This is a genomic window from Deltaproteobacteria bacterium, from assembly GCA_020848745.1.
In the GTDB taxonomy this organism is placed as follows: domain Bacteria; phylum Desulfobacterota; class Binatia; order UTPRO1; family UTPRO1; genus UTPRO1.
Genome location: JADLHM010000025.1, coordinates 34581 through 53339, shown reverse-complemented (window position 1 = coordinate 53339; position 18759 = coordinate 34581). Strand labels below are relative to the sequence as shown.

Here is an 18759-nt window from a genome sequence, read left to right as displayed (position 1 = left end):
GCTCCGCGGGCGAGACGGAGAGCGACGTCCACCTCGGAAGCAAGGCACGTGCCGCGAGGCGCTCCTCGCCGAGGCCGACCTCGGGCGCCAAACCTTGCCGCAGCCGCGCGCGCTCTCCACAATGCGCGGTTCGTGCCGCGCGCTCGACGAACCTCCTACTACGGCTGGCGCATCGTCGCGGTCGCCTTCCTCACGCACTGCCTGAACGTCGGCTGCGTCTTCTACAGCTTCGGCGTCTTCTTCACGCCCTTGATCCAGGAGTTCGGCTGGAGCCGCGCGCAGGTCTCGTGGGGCTTCTCGTCGGTGTCGATCGTCGGGGCGCTCTGGTCGCCGTTCGTCGGCCGCGTCGTCGACCGCCACGGTCCGCGGCGCTCGCAGCTCTTCGGGGCGCTCGTGCTCGGAGGCACCTTCATGCTGCTCTCCCAGGTGCGCTCGCTGGCGCAGTACTACGCGCTGATGGCCGTTTGCGTGTCGCTCGGCTCGACCGCGCTCGGCCCGATCCCGAGCAACAGCGCGGTGGCGGGCTGGTTCCTGCGGCGGCGCGGGCGCGCGCTCGGCCTCGCGACGGCCGGCATCTCCATGGGGGGCGTGATCTTCGTGCCGCTGGCGCAGACGCTGATCGCGCGCTTCGGGTGGCGGCAGGCGTTCGTCGTGCTCGGCGCGCTCGTGATCGGAACCGGCGTCGCGCCGATCGCGCTCGTCATGCGGAAGCCGCCGGCGGAGCTGCCCGCCGAGGAGCGCCTGCCGGTCGGCGACGCGCCCGGGCTCGCCTTCGAGATCGAGCACTCCGTCACGCCGCGCGACGCGGTCCGCGACCCGAATTTCTGGCTGATCGCGGGCGCGTTCTCGTTGACGGTCATGGGGCTCTCCGCGGTGCTGCTGCACCAGATGCCGCTCCTGATCGACATCGGCGTGAGCCCGGCGCACGCCGCGCTCGCCCTCGGCGCGACGGCCGGCGTCGGAGTCGTCGGCAAGCTCGGCTTCGGGGCGCTGCTCGAGCGGGTGGAGCAGCGGCGGGTCATCGTCGGCTGCTTCCTCGCGCAGGCGGTGGGCCTGCTGCTCCTGCCGTTCGCGCGGATCCCGGCCCTCCTCGCGCTCTATGTCGTCGTCTATGGCTACGCGATGGGCGGCAACGCGACGTTGCAGGCGACCGTGCTCGGCGAGTGCTTCGGGCGCCGCCACTACGGCGCGATCGCCGGCCGCATGGGGCCCATCATCGTCTTCTCGCAAGCGGTCGCGGTGCCGCTCGTCGGGTGGCTGCGCGACCGTACCGGTAGCTACGTTCCCGCGATCCTCGCGATCGAGGTGATGACGCTCGCGGCGGCCTTCTGCATCTCGCGGCTGCGTCCTCCGGCGTGGCGCCTGGCGCACGCCGCGTGAGCGCCCCGTCGTGACGCCGGCGCGGCGCGATGGTAAGGGAGGCGGCGCATGAAGGGGGCGGGTGGCGGAAAGCGGGGTGGGCGGAAGCCGACGCGCGTCGAGTCCGACGATCGTCCGCGCGGCTACGAGGCGGTGCGCATGCGTCAGCTCTGGCGGGACATCGACCACGCCAAGCGCAAGGCGGGGCTCGGCCCATCGCCGGAGGCGGCGTCGGAGACGACGGGTTGGGACGTCGCGACGCTCTGCCAGCGAGCAGCCGCGCTCGTCGGGGACGCCGCCGCGTGGGTCCAGTCCAATGCCCCGGGGGCGTGCGCGATGCTGGCGAGCGGCGCCGAGCTGTTGCGCTCGGTTCCGGTCGTGGGTCGCCTGGTGGACCTCGTCCCGGTGCCGGACGCCGCGCCGCCCGAGCCGCCTCGGCGGGAAGGGTACGGCAACGGCGCCGTCCGCCCGCCGGTCGTCGACGCGGACGAGCCGAACGGTCCCGACGGCGGCTGGGTCCACTGAGCGAGGCTTCCCGGGCGGGCTCGCTCGTGGGCCCGGCGCCGAGGTTCGATGCCCGTCGCGGCGAGCGTGCCGGGGCTCTGGCCGCTTGCCGCACGATCTGGTAGGGCACGACGACCCGCCGGCGGGGCGACGCATTCCACGCACGACTCGAGCGCACCGCTCGCCGCCGAGAGCGCCGGAGGCGGGTGACCCTCATCAGGAGAAGGAGACGAAGTGAGCAATTCCCGAGTTCGCACTGAGAGCCGCTCCGGCCGTGAGCGCGTCGGTGCCGCCGCGCCGGCCCAGGCCCACAAGTTCACGGAGTTGCTCTCGCCGAACGTCAATTTCGACTTCGTCGGAAAGCGCAAGTTCTTCCTGATCCTGTCCTCCCTCCTGAACGCTCTCTCGGTCGTCCTGCTGGTGACCTGGGGGCTGAACTTCGGGATCGACTTCGCGGGCGGCACCGACGTGCGGGTGCGCTTCAAGGACGCCACCACCGCGCACGCGCTTCGTGAAGACCTCGGGGCTCTCGACCTGCCCGACCTCACCGTCCAGGAGTTCGGCGGGCAGGGGAAGGAGTTCCTGCTGCGCTTCGAGCCCGAGACCGCGACGGCGATGAACAGCGTCGCCGAGACCATCAAGGCCGCGCTCGCGAAGGCGCACGCGGGCGAGCAGAGCTTCGAGATCCTGAGCGTCGAGAGCGTCGGGCCGAAGGTCGGCGCCGAGCTGCGCCAGCGCGGCTTCCTGGCGGTCGCGTTCACCACGATCTTCATGGGCATCTACATCGCCTTCCGCTTCGAGCTGAGCTTCGGCATCGGCGCGGTCATCGCGCTCGCCCACGACGTCATGATCGCGCTGCTCGCGCTCGTCGTGTCGCGCACGATCTTCGATCTGACGACGCTCGCCGCCATGCTGACCGTGATCGGCTTCTCGGTGCACGACACGATCATCGTCTCCGACCGCGTGCGCGAGAACCTGAAGAAGATGCGCCGCGCGAGCCTCGCCGACGTCATCAACCTCAGCATCAACGAGACGCTCTCGCGGACGATCCTGACGACGGGGACCGCGCTCCTCGTGCTGTTCGCGCTCTACTTCCTCGGCGGTCCCGGGCTCGAGCCCTTCGCCTTCACGTTGATCGTCGGCTTCCTGACCGGCACCTACTCGTCGATCTACATCGCGGCGCCGGTCGTGCTCTTCTGGTCGAAGACGTCGAAGCTCGCCGCCGCCGAGTGACGCGTCCTCGATTCCGCGGAGCGAATTGCAAGCATGCAGCCGCTCGGCTAAGCAGCTCGGCATGATCGGCGAGGCCGGGGTCTTCGATCTCGTGCGTCAGGGCGGGATCGTGATGGCCCCGTTGGCGCTCTGCTCGGTGGTGAGCGTCGGGGTGATCGCCGAACGCCTGTGGGCGCTGTCGTCGGCGTCGCGCCGCTCGGAGCGCTTCCATCGTGCCGCCCTCGAAGCGTGGCAGGAGGGCGGGGTCCCGGAGGTCGTCGCCGTCACCCGGCGCGACGACTCGCTCCTCGGGCTCGTCTACCGCGGCGTGCTGTCGGTGACCGACGCCGACGAGGACACGCGCCTGCACGTCGCGACCCGGCAGGTGAGCGCCGCGACGCGCTCGCTCAAGCGCTACGTCTGGCTGCTCGGAACGATCGGCAGCTTGGCGCCGTTCATCGGCCTCCTCGGCACGGTCGTCGGCATCATCCGGGCCTTCGAGAACATGGCGGCCACGGGCTCGGGAGGCTTCGCGGTCGTCGCGGCGGGCATCTCGGAGGCCCTCATCGCGACCGCCGCGGGTCTTCTGGTCGGCGTGCTCGCGATCTTCGCCTACAACGCATTCATGGTCCGGATCGGGAACGAGAGCGCCGATCTGCGGGAACGCACCGACGACCTGCTCCTCCGACTGCGCACGTCCGAACGGACGGCGCCGCGAGCGTAGGGCAGCGCGGCTGCTCAGTGACGGCGACGACGGCGAAGCGATCGTCGCCGAGATCAACGTCACGCCGCTCACCGACATCTTCCTCGTGCTCCTCATCATCTTCATGGTGACGAGCACGGCGATGATGCAGCAGGGCTCGAAAGTGTCGTTGCCGTCGGCGCAGGGCGGCAACCCCGAGACGACGGGGATCACGATCACCGCTGCCGCCGACCACACCATCGAGCTGAACGGCGTCGCGATCGAGCGCGCCAAGCTCCGTGACGAGCTCGCCAAGGCGCTCGCGACGCGCGAGGACAAGGGCGTCATCCTGCGCGGCGACCGGACGATCATTCTCGAGGACGCCGTGCAGCTGATGGCGATCGCCCGCGAGGCCGGCGCCGACCGCCTCGCCATCGCGACCGCGCCGCCCGGCAAGTAGATCGCCGGCGGGAGGGCGGCGGCATGAAGGCGTCGACGGCGCGTCGCCATCCGCGATGACCGGTCGCGCGCGCACGCTCGCGCTGGCGGCGCTCCTCGCGGCGACCGGCGCGTCGCTCTGGGTCGTGAGCGGCAGGTGGCGGCTCGATCCCAACGTCGGCTCGCTCCTTCCGGATCGCGGCGACGCCGTCGCGCTCAGGCGCTACGTCCGCGCCTTCGGCGGCGGCGATCTCGGCGCCGTCATGGTCCGCAGCGACGATCCGGACCTGAACCGCCGACTCTGCGCGGAGATCGCGGCCGCCCTCGCGGCGCGTCCGAGCATCGCGATCGCCGTCGACCGCATCGGCGCTTCGCGACAGCTGGATCCGTGGCTCGTGTGGCGGCACGCGAACGCCGGAGTCCGGACCCGCCTCGCGGCGGCGCTCACGCCCGACGGGATGCGGGCGCGGCTCGGCGAGAGCCGACGGCTGCTCGCCCTTCCCGGGAGCGGGCCGCTCGTCGCGCTCGTCGCGCGCGACCCTCTGCGCCTCACCCAGATCGCGTTCGAGAGCGCAGCGGCGACGAGCGGCCTCCGCGCGCAATCCGACGGGCGCGTCACGAGCGACGGCGGACGGACCTGCCTCGTGCTCGTGAAGGGGCGCGGCCAGGCGCTCGTGTCGGCCGACGCGCGCGCCTTCGCGCGCGACATGGCGGCGGTGCTGGCTCCGCTCCGCGCCGCGCATCCGGGGGTCGAGATCGGCGACACGGGCGGGCACGCGATCGCGGCCGCGACCGAGACGATGATCAAGAGCGACCTGATGCGCTCGGGGCCCGTTGCGACCGTGCTGGCGTCGGTGGTGTTCGTGGCGCTCTTCCGGCGCATCCGCGCGCTGGTGGCGGTGCTGCCGCCGTTGCTCCTGGGGACGCTCTGGACGGCGGCGCTCGCCGCGGTGCTGCCGGGCGGTCTTTCGGCGATCGCGGTCGCCTTCATGTCGGTCGTGATCGGCGTCGGCGTCGACACGGGCGTGCACGTGTACGCCGCGCTGCTCGAGGCGCGTCGCGCCGGTCTCGACGCGCGTGCCGCCGCCGCCGTCGCCCGCCGCACGACCGCGCGTGCGGTGCTGCTCGCGGCCGTGACCGCCGCTGCCGCCTTCGCGGCGCTCGGCCTCTCGGAGATCCGCGCCGTCCGCCAGCTCGGGGTGCTCTGCGCCGCGGGCGAGGTGCTGACGGCGGTCGCGATCCTCCTCGTGACGCCGGAGGTCGGGCGCTGGCTCGAGCGCGGCGCGCCTCCCGCCGCACCGGCGGCGCGCTGGACACGGCTCTTCGCGTGGCTCGCCGGCACGCGCCGCCGCGCGCTCGTGACCGCCGCGGTCGTCCTTGCGCCGGTGGTCGTGGTGGCGGTCCAGGGGCCGCCGCCGCTCGCCGCGGCGATCGTCGGCATCCGTCCGAGCGCGCTCGAGCCGCTCCGGGTGCAGGAGGAGATCTACGGGACGTTCGGCGGCCGGCCGGGGCAGGTGATCGCGATGGTCGCGGATCGCGATCCCGCGGAGGCGCGCGGGCGCGCCGATCGCGTGGTCGAGACGCTCGCGACGGTGCCCGACGCGGAGACGGTCGACGCGCTCAGCACCCTCGTGCCGGCGCTCGCGACCCAAGCGGCGCGTCTCGTCGAGCGCGACGCGCTCGATCTCCCGGCGAAGGCCGACGCGCTCGAGCGCGCGCTCCGCGAGACCGGATTCGCCGCCGATCGGTTCGCGGCCGTCCTCGCCGCGATGCGCCGGCCGCCGCGCGAACTGCTCGATCTTCCGGAGCTCGAGGCGACCCCTTCGGCGATCCTGCTGTCGCGCTATCTCGCGGTCGACGGCGACGAGACGGTGCTCGCGATCTACGTGCAGCCGCGCGGCGGGGCCGACGCCGTCGCGCGGATCGAGGCGGCCGTGCACGCCGTCGAGCCGACCGCCGTCTTCACGGGCTACGGACGCCTCGAGACGAATCTCAGAGCGTCGCTCCGCCACGACCTGCCGCGCATCGGGGTCGTGGCGGCGCTGCTCGTCGTGCTCGCCCTCGTGGCGGCGCTCCGCCGCGCGCGCGACGTCGTGATCGCGACGGTCGTCGTACTCGGCGAGGTCGCCGCCGTGCTGGCGCTCTTCCGCCTCGCCGGCATTCCGCTCCACGCGTATTCGGCGCTGGTGCTGCCGGTGCTGCTCGGTATCACCGTCGACGAGGGCATGTTCCTCCTGCATCGCGCCGGCACGATCGACGGGCCCGACGGCATCGCGGCGACGTTGCGCGACGAAGGGCCGCCGATCGCCGCGACCGCGCTCACGACCGCCGCGGGCTTCGGCGCGCTCGTGTTCTCGGACTTCGACGGTCTGCGCGACCTCGGCCTCGCCGGCGCGCTCGGCAGCACGGTCGGGCTCCTGATGGCGCTCACCCTGGTGCCGGTCGGCCTGCGGCTGCTCGCGGCACCGCGGGCGCGCGGTCAGGCGTAGCGGCCGGCGTCGATCGTCGGGAAGAGGTTGTCCGCCGCCTCGATCGCCGCGAGTCGGCATGCGTCGATCGAGCTGCGCTCGATCTCGTCGGCGATCCGTCCGAAGCGCTCGAGGTGCTCGGTCGTGCGCCGGACGGCGTAGTCGACGACCGTGCCGCGCGCGATGATGAAGGCCCAATCACTCGCCTGCGCCAGCAGGAGCTCGCGCGCCGCCTGATCGAGCGCGCGCTTCACGAGCCCGCGCGCGTCCGGGTGGCGACGCGCCAGCGCGACCATGCGATCGGCGGCGTGGTGCAGGTGGCCGTAGATCCAATCGTTGGCGCCGGACAGCCAGACCTCGTGGTAGCCCTTGAAGCCCCACGAGCTGGTGTTCGGCTCGGCGACCTGGTGGGTCGGGTGCGCGTCGAGGTACTCGTCGAGCGTCGTCAGCCGGAAGGCGTCCTGGGCCGCGACGTGGCGGCAGAGGAAGTCGAGCCACGTCGGTCCCTCGTACCACCAGTGGCCGAAGAGCTCGGCGTCGAAGGGTACGGTGAGGAGGGGCGCGCGTCCCGACGCGTCCCGCAGGCGGGCCACCTGCCGCGCGCGGCTCTCGACGAAATGGGCGGCGTGGAGCTCCGCCTTCGCCCGCGCCCATTCGGGATTGTAGGGCTCCTTGTGATCGCCCGTGCCGGTCACGCGGTAGTATTTGATCCCGGTGTAGGTGCGCTCGCCGGTCTCGGGCACGAACGGCCGGAGGTCCTCGAGGGGCAGGTCGAAGCCGACGTCGCGGTAGAACTCCCGGTAATCGAAGTCGCCGGGATAGCCCTCGACGGAGCTCCAGACCTGGCGGGCGCACTCGGCGTCACGACCGAAGGCGGCGACGCCCGCCGGACAGAAGATCGGGGCGTGGACGCCGTAGACCGGCGGCGACGACGCGAGCTCGATCGCGTGCGTGTCGACGCAGGTGTAGCGCACGCCGGCGTCGGCGAGGACGCGGTCGAGCCCCGAGTAGTACGCGCATTCGGGGAGCCAGAAGCCCGACGCGGGCCGTCCGAAGAAGCGGCGGAACTCGCTCATGCCGAGCATCACCTGCATCCGCACCGTCTGCTCGTTGACGCCGAGGAGCGGCAAACAGCCGTGCGTCGCCGCCGATGTCATGAGGCGCACGCCGTCGGTGTCGGCGAGCGCGGCGAAGGCGGCGATCAGGTTCCGCCGGTAGCGGCCCGTGTAGGTCTCGTGCGCGCGCCGGAACGCCGTCAGGTAGTGGCGCGCGAGCGGCGCGAAGCTCGGGTCGTGGCGCGTGCGCGCGACCTCGCGTTCGGCGAGCCCGATGCGCTGTTCGAGATAGCGCTCGTAGCGCGCCTGCAGGAGCGGATCGGCGAGCATGTTGAGGAGCGGCGGCGAGAGCGAGATCGTGACCCGATACGGGATGCCGTCGTCGGTGAGCCTCTCGAAGGTGCCGAGCAGCGGGAGGTAGGTCTCGGTGATCGCCTCGAAGAGCCAGTCCTCTTCGAGGAAGGACTCGTACTCGGGATGGCGCACCCAGGGGAGGTGCGCTTGCAGGACGAGGGCCAGCAGGCCGGGCTCGGCCGCCATCAACGCCCGGAGCGGGTAGCGGGCGGCGTGTCGACGGTCGTCGGGCTCGCGAGGCCGCCGCGCACGAGACTCCAGCTGCCGCGCTGCGCGGCGCTCGGCGCCGGTCCGGGCCAGGACGAAGGGGCCGGACGGACGACGGCCGCGCGCGTCGCTTCGGAGGGAGCGGCCGATGCCGGTTGCGCGTCGGCCGTTTTCGGCGTCGCGCCCGTCGTGGTGCCGATCGGCGCGATCTCGCCCGCCCCGCGCCGTTCGTTCCACCCGACGGTCATCCAGCGTCCGGGGGCGGTTCCGGGTTGGTCGGTGCGCGGCGTCCAGACCGGAAGCGAGCGCGCCAAGGGGAAGAACGCGCCGTCCGGGCGGAGGTAGCCGACCTCGGCTACGAAGCAGGCGGCCGGTTTGCCGACGTACGCGTAGAGCGAGCGGGCGTCCCCGCCGATCGCGAAATCCTGGAAGCGCCGCGGCGGCTCGGCGTCGAACGCGATCTGGGTGACGTCGTAGGTGCGCAGCACGAGGCGGAGCGTCGCCACGCCCGCCTCGGCCCGCGCTGCCTCGTCGCGTCCGCGCGACACGTCCCAGTATGCGTAGAGGCAGTGCGGATCGCGGGCGAGGAGCACCAGACGATCGGTCCCGTATGAGGTCGGCAGCCTGCCGCTCGCGCGCAGCAGGTCCGCGGCGGGTGCCGGCGCCGCGGGCTTGCGTGCGGCGGCGGTGGGCTCCGCCGTTTCGCCCGGCGCGTTCGTGGCCGGCTCGGTCGCACTCGCGGGTCCGTCGGCCGGGAGATGGGCGAGGAGATCGCGGACCATGCGGAGGCTCGCCTGCGCGACCGCCAACAGCTGGCGGCGGACCGTCGCCGCCAGTCGCTCGGCGACGACAATCGCCTCGAGCTTCACGGGGCGGTCGCTTGGAACCCGAGTCACGACGCGACTCTAGCCGCGTCGTCTCAGTGCGTCAAAGTCCCCGTTCGGGCCATCGGCCCTGGGCTCAACAGCCGTCGCCCGCGGCGGGATCGCCCGGGGCGGCGAGCAATACGCCGGAGCCGTCGGGCGTCGGCACGTTCGCGATGAGCGCCCGGCCCGACGGGCTCCGCCACCAGACGCAGGCCGGCCGGGTCAGGTGCGCGCCGATCGCCTCGAAATGGCGGGTCTTTACGAGCGCCGCCGTCGGTGTCCGGCGGCCGAGCGCCGCCGCGACGGCGGCAGGCGAGCGGACGCGCAGCAGGCTCCGGCCTCCGTAGTACGTGAACGAGTGCCCGCGGGTCTTGTACGCGAATACGAGCGTGTTCGCCGGGAGCGCGTCCGCCGCCCGAGCGGCATCGCGGAGGCTCGCGAAATCGTCCACGGCCGGGGCGCCGACGCGGAAGAAGAGGACCTGCAGCGTGAGCATCCCCGCCGCGATCAGCGCCGGGACGGCGCGCCAGGCCGCACGCCGGCGGAGCCACCATCCCGCCGCGCCGAACGCCGCGAGCGGCAGCGCGGCGAGCGCGGCGCGGGCATAGCTCGGGTGGGAGATCGCGACGCCGATCGGCGCGCCGAGCGCGACGGTCGTCAGGGCGCCCGACCAGAGGAGCGAGGGGACGGCGAGCGCGCGGGCGCGCGTCGCCACGGGGGCTCGAAGCACGCGGTCGAGGTAGGTCGCGACGATCAGTGCCAGCGCGGGGAAGATCGGCAGGAGGTACGTCGCGAGCTTCGCGCGCGAGAGGCTGAAGAAGACGAACGGCAGCGCGCACCAGAGGAGGAGGAACGTGGCGAGCCGGTCGCCGCGCCGGGCGCGGACGAACGCGCGCCTGACTGCGCCCGGCAGGAACAGGGTCCAAGGCAGGAAGGTGACCGGCAGGATCCAGGCGTAGAACCAGATCGGCTCGGCATGCCCCGCGAGCGCGCGGCCGGCGAAGCGGCCGAGGTTGTGCTGCCAGAGGAAGGTCCAGAGGTAGTCGGGGGTGTAGACGGCCTGCACGACGTACCACGAGAAGAGGCCGGCGATGGCCACGATCGAGACCACGCCCGGGCGGAGCCGCGCGGCACGGAGCGGCGTGTGGGTCGCGAGCACGAACGCGCCGATCACGAGGAGCGGCAGCACGAGTCCGACCGGTCCCTTCACGAGGATCCCGAGCACGGTCGTCACGTAGAGAGGCCATGTCGCCGACGGCCGCGAACGCGCGGCGGGCCGGCCGTCGTCGGCGAGGAGGAGGAAGCTCTGTAGCAGGGTCGCGCTGGTGAGAAACGTCAACAGCATGTCCATCCGGACCGAGCGGCCGAGCGCGACGAGCTGCGCCGCCGTCACGAGCACCACGCCGGCGCCGAGCGCGGCGCGGGGGCCGACGCGCGACCAGCCGAAGGCGACCACGAGTGCGATCGTCGCCACCGCGGCCACGGCCGACGGCAGGCGCGCCGCCCACTCGGTCCGGCCGAAGGCGGCAAACGAGCCGGCCACGACCCAGAAGTACGGGGGTGGCTTGTCGTAGTAGCGAGCGAACGCGAGCGTCGGCGCAATCCAGTTGCCGGTCGCGGTCATCTCCCGCACGGTCTCGGCGTAGCGGCTCTCGCCCGGATCCCAGAAGGCCGGCCGCCCGAGGTCCACGAAGAGCGCGAGCGCGACGACCGCGACCAGGGCGACGATGCCCGCGGCCAGGGACGCCCGACGGCGCGAGAGGAGAGGGGCGTGCACGAGCCGCGCGGCGTAGCACGGGGTCTCGGGAGCGTCCACGTCGCCCGCGGCCGATGGAGAGACCGGAACGCGTAGGGATTTTTTCCCGCGCCTGTGGGGATCGGAGGTGCTTGCCGCGATGGGAGCAGCGCGCGCCTAATTCCGTGAGCAGGAGGCGCAGAATGATGATGTCCAGCCTCGGACGGCACGTACCCCGCAACCTCGAGAAGGAGCTGGCGAGCGCGTACGACGGCGAGATTCCGCCGCCGTACTATTTCTGGGACATCGGGCTGGCGCGGCGGCACATGCCCGCGGCGCACCGTCCGGGCGAGATCGAGGCCGTCCTTCCGTATCGCGCGCTCCCCACGGAGTTCGCGTTGGCCTCGGCGATCTCGATCGACGAGCTCGACGAGATGATCGAGCGCCGGGCCCGCCGCGAAGAGTTGAGCGGAGGGAGCTAACCGGCGGCCGCGGCGCGCGGCCTTCAGAAGACGGGATCGCCCTCGCGCGCGGCGAGCTCGTGGAAGGCCGCCGACAGCCGCCGGGTGGCGGGTCCCGGCTCGCCGGTGCCGATGCGACGGCCGTCGAGCGACACGACCGGGATGATCTCGGCGCCCGTTCCGGTGAGGAAGCACTCGTCGGCGACGAAGAGGTCGTAGCGCGCGAGTCGGCGCTCGTCCCACCCGAAGCCCGCCGCGCGGGCGAGGTCGCGAACGACACCGGCGGTGATGCCGTCGAGGGCGCCGTCGGTCGCGGGTGGCGTCAGGATCCGCTGCCCACGCACGACGAAGACGTTGTCGGCCGTGCACTCCGCGACGAATCCTTCCGGATTCAGCATCAGCGCTTCGGCGGCGCCGGCCTGGTGCGCCTCCAACCGCGCGAGCACGTTTTTCAGGTAGTTGAGCGATTTGATGCGGGGATCGACGCTCGCCGCGGGCACCTGCCGCGTCGCCGCGGTGACGACGCGGATGCCCGAGGTGTAGCGCTCGGCGGGGTACACGGCGAGATCGGCGACGATGACGATGACGGTGGGGCGCGTGCACGTCGTCGGGTCGAGGCCGAGCGGTCCCTCGCCGCGGGTCACCACGAGGCGGATGTAGCCGTCGACCTGGCGATTCGCGCGCACCGCGTCACGTACGACGGTTGCGAGCGCGGCGCGATCCATCGGCAGCGCGAGCGCGATCGCGTGCGCCGACGCTTCCAGCCGCGCGAGGTGCGCGTCGAGCCGGAAGATCCGGCGATCGTAGACGCGAATGCCCTCGAACACCCCGTCGCCGTAGAGCAGGCCGTGATCGAAGACCGAGATGCGCGCGTCGGCGCGCGGAACGAGACGACCATCGATGGAGACGAGCATGTCAGGACCTCCGAGACGAGCAGGTCGTGGAAGCGGCCGAAGATCTTCTACACACAGATGTCGTGCTCGAGATAGTCCTCCGGAGCGCCCGCGGGTGGCCAGGGGGGCGTTCCTCTGGTAGCTCAGCGTTGGCAGGCGAGTGGGGATGGAGCGACCGGCGCATCACGGCAACGGGCGGTTTCGGAACCCCGCGATCATCGACCGCGGCGGGCTCGACGTGCTGGTGCCGTTCCTGGCCCGACGTCTCGCGGGGTTCTTCCGCGACCGTCCGGGCGCGCCGCCCCGGGTAGCGAACGACGGGGTCTTCCTGCGCGAGAACGCGCGCCACAGCGAGCCGACGGTCACCTGGATCGGTCACGCGACGGTGCTCGTGCAGATGGATCACCGGACGTTCCTTACCGATCCGATCTGGTCCGCGAAGCCGTTCCCGGTGTCGTTCGTCGGTCCGAAGCGTTTCGCGCCGCCGGCGCTCGCGCTCGAGGCGTTGCCGCCGGTCGACTTCGTCCTGATCTCCCACAACCACTACGACCACCTCGACCTGCCGACGCTGCGGTGGCTCGCAGCGAAGGGCACGCGCTTCTTCGTGCCGCTCGGCGACGCCCGTTGGCTGCGTGCCGCGGGCGTCGGACCCGTCGAGGAGCTCGACTGGTGGGATCGCCGCGCGCTCGCGGGCCTAGAGATCCACTGCGTGCCGGCGCAGCATTGGAGCGGGCGGCGGCTCACCGACGACTGCGCGAGCCTCTGGTCGGGATGGGTCGTGACGGGCCCGACCCGACGCTTCTATTTCGCGGGTGACTCCGGCTACTTTCCGGGATTCCGCGAGATCGGCGCGAAGCTCGGGCCCTTCGGGCTCGCCGCGCTCCCGATCGGCGCGTACGACCCGCCGCGCATGATGCGGCCGATCCATCTCGATCCCGAGGAGGCCTTGCAGGCGGGGCTCGACGCCGGCGCCGAGCGGATGCTCGGCATCCACTACGGGACCTTCGATCTCACCGACGAGCCGCTCGACGAGGCCCCGCGCCGCTTTCACGCCGAGGGCGCGCGGCGGGGCGTCGCGGCGGACCGCCTCTGGACGCCGCCGCTCGGCGAGACGCTGCGCTGGTAGGGGCTACCGGACGTCGCGCGGGGGACGGGGCAGGCGTCGCTCGATGTAGACGGCGGCGTCGGCGAGACGCGGGACGCAGGTCGCATCGGGCGCTTCGGCCGCGAGCTCCGGGCCGCCGACCAGCACGACCTCGAGGCCCGCGCCGCGTGCCGCCGGCAGGTCTTCGCGGGCGCTGTCGCCGACGTGCAGCACCTCGTGCGCACGCAGACTCGCGTCGGCGAGGGCGCGCGCGAAGATGCGCGGGTCGGGCTTCGCCGCGCCGGCTTCGCTCGAGATGGTGACGGCGTCGACGGCGCCGGCGAGGCCGAGCGCCGCGAGCACGTCGCGGACGCGGGCGTCGAAGTTCGAGACGACGAGGACGCGGACGCCCGCGGCGCGGAGCCGCGCGAGGAGCGGGGCGGCGTCGGGGTCGGCGCGCCACGCCTCTGCGCCCGCGAAGAAGGCGAAGAGCGCGTCGAAGTAGCCGTCGAAGTCCGCGACCGGGCTCCCGGCGAAGACCTCGCGCACGATCGCGTGCCACCAGCCCTTCTCGCGTCGCCTGCGCTCGGGCTCAGCGAGGGGTGGGAACGCGAGCGGCGGTGCGGCGCGGAACGCGGCGCGGAAGCGGCGGTCGAGATCCGTCGCGTCCGCCGTGACGCCGTGGCGCGCGGCGACCATGGCGTAGAGCTCGCCGATCGGACGTACCGGGTGGAAGAGCGTGCCCGCGGCGTCGAACGACACGGCGCGGAGCGGGACGGTGTCGCCCGGGAGGGCGCAGGGAATCACGCGGGCCTCGCGGCCGGCAGCGCGGGGTGCTCCGGGGACCTGATCGCCACGCCGAAGGCGCAGCGCGGCGAGAAGATCGCGGTCTCGGCGTCGCCCGCCTCGAAGCGGTCGATCGCCAGGTGGCTCACGCGCATCGCGCCGGTTCAACTAGAGTAATCGCGATCGAGGGTCAAACTTGCCGCGTGCGATCCTTCGCGCCATGATCCGTCGCGGTGGCGGAGATCATCGACTTCCAGGAGATCGTGCGCGCGCGCACGCGGCGACGCAGCCGGGAACTCACCGCGCGCTGTCTCGACATCATGGAAGGGTGCCTGGCGGAGACGCGCCTCGCCTACGATGCGGCGTTGCCGGCCGATCGGCCGGCGTGGGGCGCGAAGGTCCGCCAGCTGGAGGGGTTGGTGGACTATGCGACGACCTGGCTCTGAGGCGAAAGGGCGAGCCCCGCGGCGTCTGATCGGGCTCGCGACGGCGCTGCTGCTCGTAGGAACGTCGGCGTGCGGTCCGATCTGGCTCGGTCGGCGCCGTCCGGCAGCCGCGGAGCCCGAGAAGATCACCGCCGCGCTCGCTCGTGTGCCTGCGGCGGACGAGCTGCCCGGAATCGTCGGCCGCATGCAGTACCACCGCGTGAAGCAGGGCGAGACGCTCCTGGAGGTCGCGCGCGAGGCGGGGCTCGGCTTCCACGAGCTGCGTGACGCGAATCCGTCGGTGGACGAGTGGGTTCCGACGCCCGGGGCGGAGGTCGTCGTGCCGTCGCGGTGGATTCTCCCGCGCTCACGGTACCGGGGTCTCGTCGTGAACATCCCCGAGATGCGGATGTACGTGTTCCCGACCAACGCGCGGCCGGGCGACCTGGTGTCGCTCCGGACATGGGCCGTCGGCATCGGCACCGAAGAGGCGCCGAGCCCGATCGGCCCGTTCACGATCCGATCCAAGGACGCCAATCCCACCTGGATCGTTCCCGACAGCATCCTGCGTACGATGGACAACCCGCAGCGGGTCGTACCGCCGGGGCCAGACAACCCGATGGGCGCGTACCGTCTGCGGCTGTCGCACGGGCTCTATGCGATCCACGGTACGAACGACCCGTGGTCGATCGGCCGGCTGACGACCCATGGCTGCATCCGCCTCTATCCCGAGGATCTGGAAGTCCTGTATCCGAACGTCGCACCCGGTACGCCCGGCGAACTCGTCTACCAGCCGGTGAAGTTCGGGACGCGCGACGCGCGTGTCTACGTCGAGGTGCACGCCGACGTCTACGGGCGCATCCGCGACTTCGATCGCTACGCGCGTGGGGAGGCCAAGAAGGCGGGCGTCGCCGAGCGCATCGACGCCGGGCGTTTTCTCTCCGCCGTGCGGGAGAAGCGCGGCATCCCGGTCGACATCACGAAGAGGCCCGCGGTCGAGAAGGCGACCTAATTGTCGGCGGTGACGATGCCCTTGCGGATCGCGTAGCGCACGAGGCCCGGCGTGTCGTGGATGTCGAGCTTGGTCATCATCCGCGTGCGGTGGGTGTCCACCGTCTTCGGCGTGATGCCGAGGGCGATCGCGATCTGACGATTGGTGTGGCCTTCCGCGACGAGCTGCAGGATCTGTCGCTCGCGCTCGGTGAGGGCCGTCGTTTCTTCGGTCGGCTGCGGCGACGCGAGGAAGCGCTCGACCACGACGTGCGAGATCTCGGAGCTCAGGTAGAAGTCTCCGCGCTCGACCTTCTGGATCGCCTGGAGCAACTCGGCCGCGGCCGATCGTTTGAGCAGATAGCCGCGGACGCCGGCCTGCAGCGCACGTAGCACGTACTCCTCGTCGGCGTACATCGTCAGCACGATCACCTTCGTCTGCGGCAGGACGCGGCCGAGCTGACGGGTCGCCTCGATGCCGTTCAGGAGCGGCATCGCGATGTCCATGACGACGATGTCCGGGAAGGTCCGGCGCGCCTTCTCGATCGCCTCCTGGCCGTTCTCCGCGGTGCCGACGACGGCGATTCCCTGGTGCGCCTGGAGGAGGGAGAGGATGCCTTCACGGACGATCGTGTGATCGTCGGCCAGCAGCACCTTGGTTCGTTCGTTCTTCATCTCGCGGATTCTGTGGCGATTTCTCCGGAAGCGTGTGGTTTCGCGGACGCTACCATCGGCCCTCGGCAACTGCCAAGCGCCGGTACTTCCTTTTTCCCAGATGCGTAGGGTGATGACCCGACAGTTCGACCTAGAGGGGATTCCGCGTACGTCCTAGTACGAGCCTGCGCGACTCGGCGCCTTTGCCTCAGGGGGGAATCCAGCCATGTCTGTTCCATCGTTTCGAGAGTCGGTGAGTGTACCGGTCGGGTCCAACGTATGGCTCGCGGGGACGAGCGCCCCGATCCGCGAGGTCGAGCGGGCGCTCGGCCATCTCGCCCACGCCAACGTCAACATGGTCATTCACGGCGAAAGCGGTACCGGGAAGCGGATCCTGGCCGAGCGCATCTATCGGCAGGGACCGCATGCGTCCGAGCCCTTCATCGCCATCTCTCTCGAGAAGCTCGGGGAGGCCGAAATCGAGCGCGTGCTCTTCTCGGAGGACGGCGGTGCGCTCGCGCCGAACGCGCCGCGGGCGACCGTCTACCTGAACGCCGTCGACGTGCTCCCGCCGCGGCTGCAGGCGCAGATGACGCTGTCGCTCGCCCAGCGCGATCACGACCACGACGTGCGGATCATCGCCGGCACGGCGGCGCCGCTCGAGGAGCTGACGCGTCTCGGCCGCTTCCGGCGGGATCTCTTCTTCCGGCTCGCGGTCGTACGGATCGCGTTGCCGCCCTTGCGCGAGCGCCGGGAGGACATCGCGGTTGTCGCGGACCGGGTGGTGGAGGAGTGGTGCGAGGCCGCGGGTGCGCCGCGTCCGGGGCTCTCGCGACTCGCTGTCGCGGAACTCATGAGCTACGCGTGGCCGGGGAATGCGCGTGAGCTCGAGCAGACGCTCGAGGCGGTGCTCGCCCTCTCCCGGGGCACCGAGGTCACGCCGGAGCGCATCCGTGCCGTGCTCGGCCGCCGTCCCCGGCGTTTCGCCGCGCCGGACGTCTTTCCGCTGCGTCAGCTCGAGCGCGACTACATCGCGGGCGTGCTCAGCAGCTGCAACTGGAACCAGAGTCTCGCGGCGCGCCGCCTCGGGATCGGCCGCAATACCTTGATGCGCAAGATCAAGACGTTCGGCTTGCGCGGCGAAGCGGCGGCGTAGCCGCGGCCGCGGTTCTACGAGGTCGCGACGGCGCGCGCCGTCGGCCTCCCCTCGTCGCCGCGGGCGAGCGCTTCGCTCGCCGCGGCGACGAGGACGCTCCGCGAGCCGCCGTACCCGCTCGGGATCGGAGCTCGCCTTCCGCTCCGGCCCGGCCCCGACGAGGGGCGTTACCTTCGTCCGAGGCGTTCCTTGCGAGGGACGCCGAGGAACGCGATCCGATTGACGCTATCTCGACGACGGTGCACTAGTGTGCGCTGATTTCGACGGCAAGGCGGCGCGGTGCGCGCCGCAGGAATCGGCGAGGGCGAGCGGATGTCCGAGTTCGTGAAGGTGGCAGAGGTGAAGGACGTGCCCGTCGGCACCGGCGTCTCGGTCGAGGCGGGCGGCAAACCCATCGCGGTGTTCAATTGCGACGGCACCTTCTACGCCATCGACGATACGTGTCCGCATCAGGGAGGGCCGCTCGGCGAGGGCGAGCTCGTGGGCACCGTCGTCGCGTGCCCGTGGCACGAGTGGCGCTTCGACGCGCGTACGGGCGTCAACACCGACGACGCCGCCTGCAAGGTCGCAACGTACGCCGTCAAGGTGGAGGGCGGCGCGGTGCTCGTCCAGATCTGAGCCGGCGCGTCACCTGGCGTGCTTCCGGAAATCCGGAGCGCGCTTTTCCACGAACGCCTGTTTGCCCTCCTTCGCTTCGGCGCTCTGGTAGTAGAGCTCCACCGCGCTGAACCCGAGCCCGCCGATACCGTGGAGGTGGTCGCTGTCGGCGTTGAACGACTGCTTCGCGATGCGGAGCGCCGTCGGGCTCTTCGCGAGGAGGTCGGCGCACCAGGCTTCGACCTCCGTGCGGAGATCCGCGGCCGGGACGACCTTGTTCACGAGCCCCATGGCGAGCGCCTCGGCGGCGCTGTACTGCCGGCAGAGGTACCAGATCTCGCGGGCCTTCTTCTCGCCGATGACGCGCGCGAGGTACGCCGTGCCGAACCCCGGGTCGACGCTGCCGACGCGAGGACCGGTCTGACCGAAGATCGCGGTGTCGGCCGCGACCGAGAGGTCGCAGACGACGTGCAGGACGTGGCCCCCGCCGATCGCGTAGCCGTTCACCATCGCGATCACGGGCTTCGGGACGTTGCGGAGCGCGGCATGGAGCGTCGCGACGTCGTCGAGCCCGACGTAGCTTTCCTTCTGATCGCCGCCGCTGCAGAAGGCTTTGTCGCCCGCGCCGGTCAGCACGAGGACGCCGACGTCGCGGTCCCGCCACGCGTCGCGCACGCACGCGATCAAGTCCTGCACGGTCTCGCCGCGAAACGCGTTGCGCCGTTCGGGCCGATTGATCGTGATCCACGCCGTGCCGTCGCGCTTCTCGTAGAGAACGTCGGTGAGCTGCATGGCCGCGCTTCTAGCGTCGGCCCACGACCTTGACAACCTCC

20 protein-coding genes are annotated in these 18759 nt (G+C 71.8%); 12 read left to right on the top strand and 8 right to left on the bottom strand.

Annotated elements, in window-relative coordinates; translation table 11 throughout:
• The first annotated feature begins 132 nt into the window (after positions 1–132).
• The 6 genes from IT293_03675 to IT293_03650 all read left to right on the top strand — a co-directional run bounded on the left by IT293_03675 (position 133) and on the right by IT293_03650 (position 6684).
• Positions 133–1380 carry an MFS transporter gene (locus IT293_03675; GenBank protein ID MCC6763740.1) on the top strand — a complete coding sequence of 416 codons (1248 nt, stop codon included), beginning with the start codon at positions 133–135 and terminating at the stop codon, positions 1378–1380.
• Positions 1381–1428: 48 nt separating this feature from the next.
• Positions 1429–1884, top strand: a complete 456-nt coding sequence (locus IT293_03670) for a hypothetical protein (GenBank protein MCC6763739.1) — start codon at positions 1429–1431, stop codon at positions 1882–1884.
• 213 nt (positions 1885–2097) lie between these two features.
• The gene (gene secF / locus IT293_03665; protein ID MCC6763738.1) at positions 2098–3096 is read left to right on the top strand and encodes a protein translocase subunit SecF; all 999 of its coding nucleotides are present in this window, start codon (positions 2098–2100) and stop codon (positions 3094–3096) included.
• A 61-nt stretch (positions 3097–3157) separates the two neighbouring features.
• Positions 3158–3799, top strand: coding sequence for a MotA/TolQ/ExbB proton channel family protein (locus tag IT293_03660; protein ID MCC6763737.1), 642 nt, complete (start codon positions 3158–3160; stop codon positions 3797–3799).
• Positions 3800–3884: 85 nt separating this feature from the next.
• On the top strand, positions 3885–4217 hold the full coding sequence (locus tag IT293_03655) for a biopolymer transporter ExbD (protein MCC6763736.1): 333 nt from the start codon (positions 3885–3887) through the stop codon (positions 4215–4217).
• A gap of 55 nt (positions 4218–4272) precedes the next feature.
• Positions 4273–6684, top strand: a complete 2412-nt coding sequence (locus IT293_03650) for an MMPL family transporter (GenBank protein ID MCC6763735.1) — start codon at positions 4273–4275, stop codon at positions 6682–6684.
• Here IT293_03650 and IT293_03645 read toward each other — a convergent pair.
• The 3 genes from IT293_03645 to IT293_03635 all read right to left on the bottom strand — a co-directional run bounded on the left by IT293_03645 (position 6675) and on the right by IT293_03635 (position 10922).
• Positions 6675–8258, bottom strand: coding sequence for a DUF1957 domain-containing protein (locus IT293_03645; GenBank protein ID MCC6763734.1), 1584 nt, complete (start codon positions 8256–8258; stop codon positions 6675–6677). The two genes, IT293_03650 and IT293_03645, sit on opposite strands and share 10 nt — an antisense overlap.
• Entirely contained in the window at positions 8258–9175 is a 918-nt protein-coding gene (locus tag IT293_03640) for a DUF4912 domain-containing protein (protein MCC6763733.1), read from the bottom strand. The genes IT293_03645 and IT293_03640 overlap by 1 nt, the downstream gene beginning before the upstream one ends.
• Positions 9176–9239: 64 nt before the next feature.
• On the bottom strand, positions 9240–10922 hold the full coding sequence (locus tag IT293_03635) for a glycosyltransferase family 39 protein (GenBank protein MCC6763732.1): 1683 nt from the start codon (positions 10920–10922) through the stop codon (positions 9240–9242).
• Between the two features lie 161 nt (positions 10923–11083).
• Between IT293_03635 and IT293_03630 the strand changes: the two genes are divergently transcribed.
• Positions 11084–11362 carry a hypothetical protein gene (locus IT293_03630; GenBank protein ID MCC6763731.1) on the top strand — a complete coding sequence of 93 codons (279 nt, stop codon included), beginning with the start codon at positions 11084–11086 and terminating at the stop codon, positions 11360–11362.
• 23 nt (positions 11363–11385) lie between these two features.
• Here the strand turns inward: IT293_03630 and ilvE are convergent, their stop codons facing one another.
• Positions 11386–12255 (bottom strand): branched-chain-amino-acid transaminase, encoded by an 870-nt coding sequence (gene ilvE / locus IT293_03625; GenBank protein ID MCC6763730.1) that lies wholly within the window; start codon positions 12253–12255, stop codon positions 11386–11388.
• A 145-nt stretch (positions 12256–12400) separates the two neighbouring features.
• On the opposite strand from ilvE, the gene IT293_03620 reads away from it, so the two are divergent.
• Positions 12401–13360: an MBL fold metallo-hydrolase gene (locus tag IT293_03620; protein ID MCC6763729.1), complete on the top strand. Its 960-nt coding sequence runs from the start codon at positions 12401–12403 to the stop codon at positions 13358–13360.
• 3 nt (positions 13361–13363) lie between these two features.
• On the opposite strand, the gene IT293_03615 is transcribed toward IT293_03620, so the two are convergent.
• Entirely contained in the window at positions 13364–14125 is a 762-nt protein-coding gene (locus tag IT293_03615) for an HAD-IA family hydrolase (GenBank protein ID MCC6763728.1), read from the bottom strand.
• A complete protein-coding gene (locus IT293_03610; protein ID MCC6763727.1) occupies positions 14122–14259 on the bottom strand; it encodes a hypothetical protein in 138 nt (45 codons plus the stop codon). The genes IT293_03615 and IT293_03610 overlap by 4 nt, the downstream gene beginning before the upstream one ends.
• Positions 14260–14337: 78 nt before the next feature.
• Here IT293_03610 and IT293_03605 point away from each other — a divergent pair, with 78 nt between their 5' ends.
• Together IT293_03605 and IT293_03600 are read left to right on the top strand one after the other, a co-directional pair.
• The gene (locus tag IT293_03605; protein MCC6763726.1) at positions 14338–14550 is read left to right on the top strand and encodes a hypothetical protein; all 213 of its coding nucleotides are present in this window, start codon (positions 14338–14340) and stop codon (positions 14548–14550) included.
• On the top strand, positions 14531–15541 hold the full coding sequence (locus IT293_03600) for a L,D-transpeptidase family protein (protein MCC6763725.1): 1011 nt from the start codon (positions 14531–14533) through the stop codon (positions 15539–15541). Before IT293_03605 ends, IT293_03600 begins: the two co-directional genes overlap by 20 nt.
• Here the strand turns inward: IT293_03600 and IT293_03595 are convergent.
• Positions 15538–16194, bottom strand: coding sequence for a response regulator transcription factor (locus IT293_03595; protein ID MCC6763724.1), 657 nt, complete (start codon positions 16192–16194; stop codon positions 15538–15540). The two genes, IT293_03600 and IT293_03595, sit on opposite strands and share 4 nt — an antisense overlap.
• A 232-nt stretch (positions 16195–16426) precedes the next feature.
• Here IT293_03595 and IT293_03590 point away from each other — a divergent pair, with 232 nt between their 5' ends.
• Both IT293_03590 and IT293_03585 read left to right on the top strand, forming a co-directional pair.
• Positions 16427–17329 (top strand): sigma-54-dependent Fis family transcriptional regulator, encoded by a 903-nt coding sequence (locus IT293_03590; GenBank protein ID MCC6763723.1) that lies wholly within the window; start codon positions 16427–16429, stop codon positions 17327–17329.
• 312 nt (positions 17330–17641) lie between these two features.
• Positions 17642–17947 (top strand): non-heme iron oxygenase ferredoxin subunit, encoded by a 306-nt coding sequence (locus tag IT293_03585; GenBank protein MCC6763722.1) that lies wholly within the window; start codon positions 17642–17644, stop codon positions 17945–17947.
• A gap of 9 nt (positions 17948–17956) precedes the next feature.
• On the opposite strand, the gene IT293_03580 is transcribed toward IT293_03585, so the two are convergent.
• Positions 17957–18718 carry an enoyl-CoA hydratase/isomerase family protein gene (locus IT293_03580; protein ID MCC6763721.1) on the bottom strand — a complete coding sequence of 254 codons (762 nt, stop codon included), beginning with the start codon at positions 18716–18718 and terminating at the stop codon, positions 17957–17959.
• Positions 18719–18759: the final 41 nt, after the last annotated feature.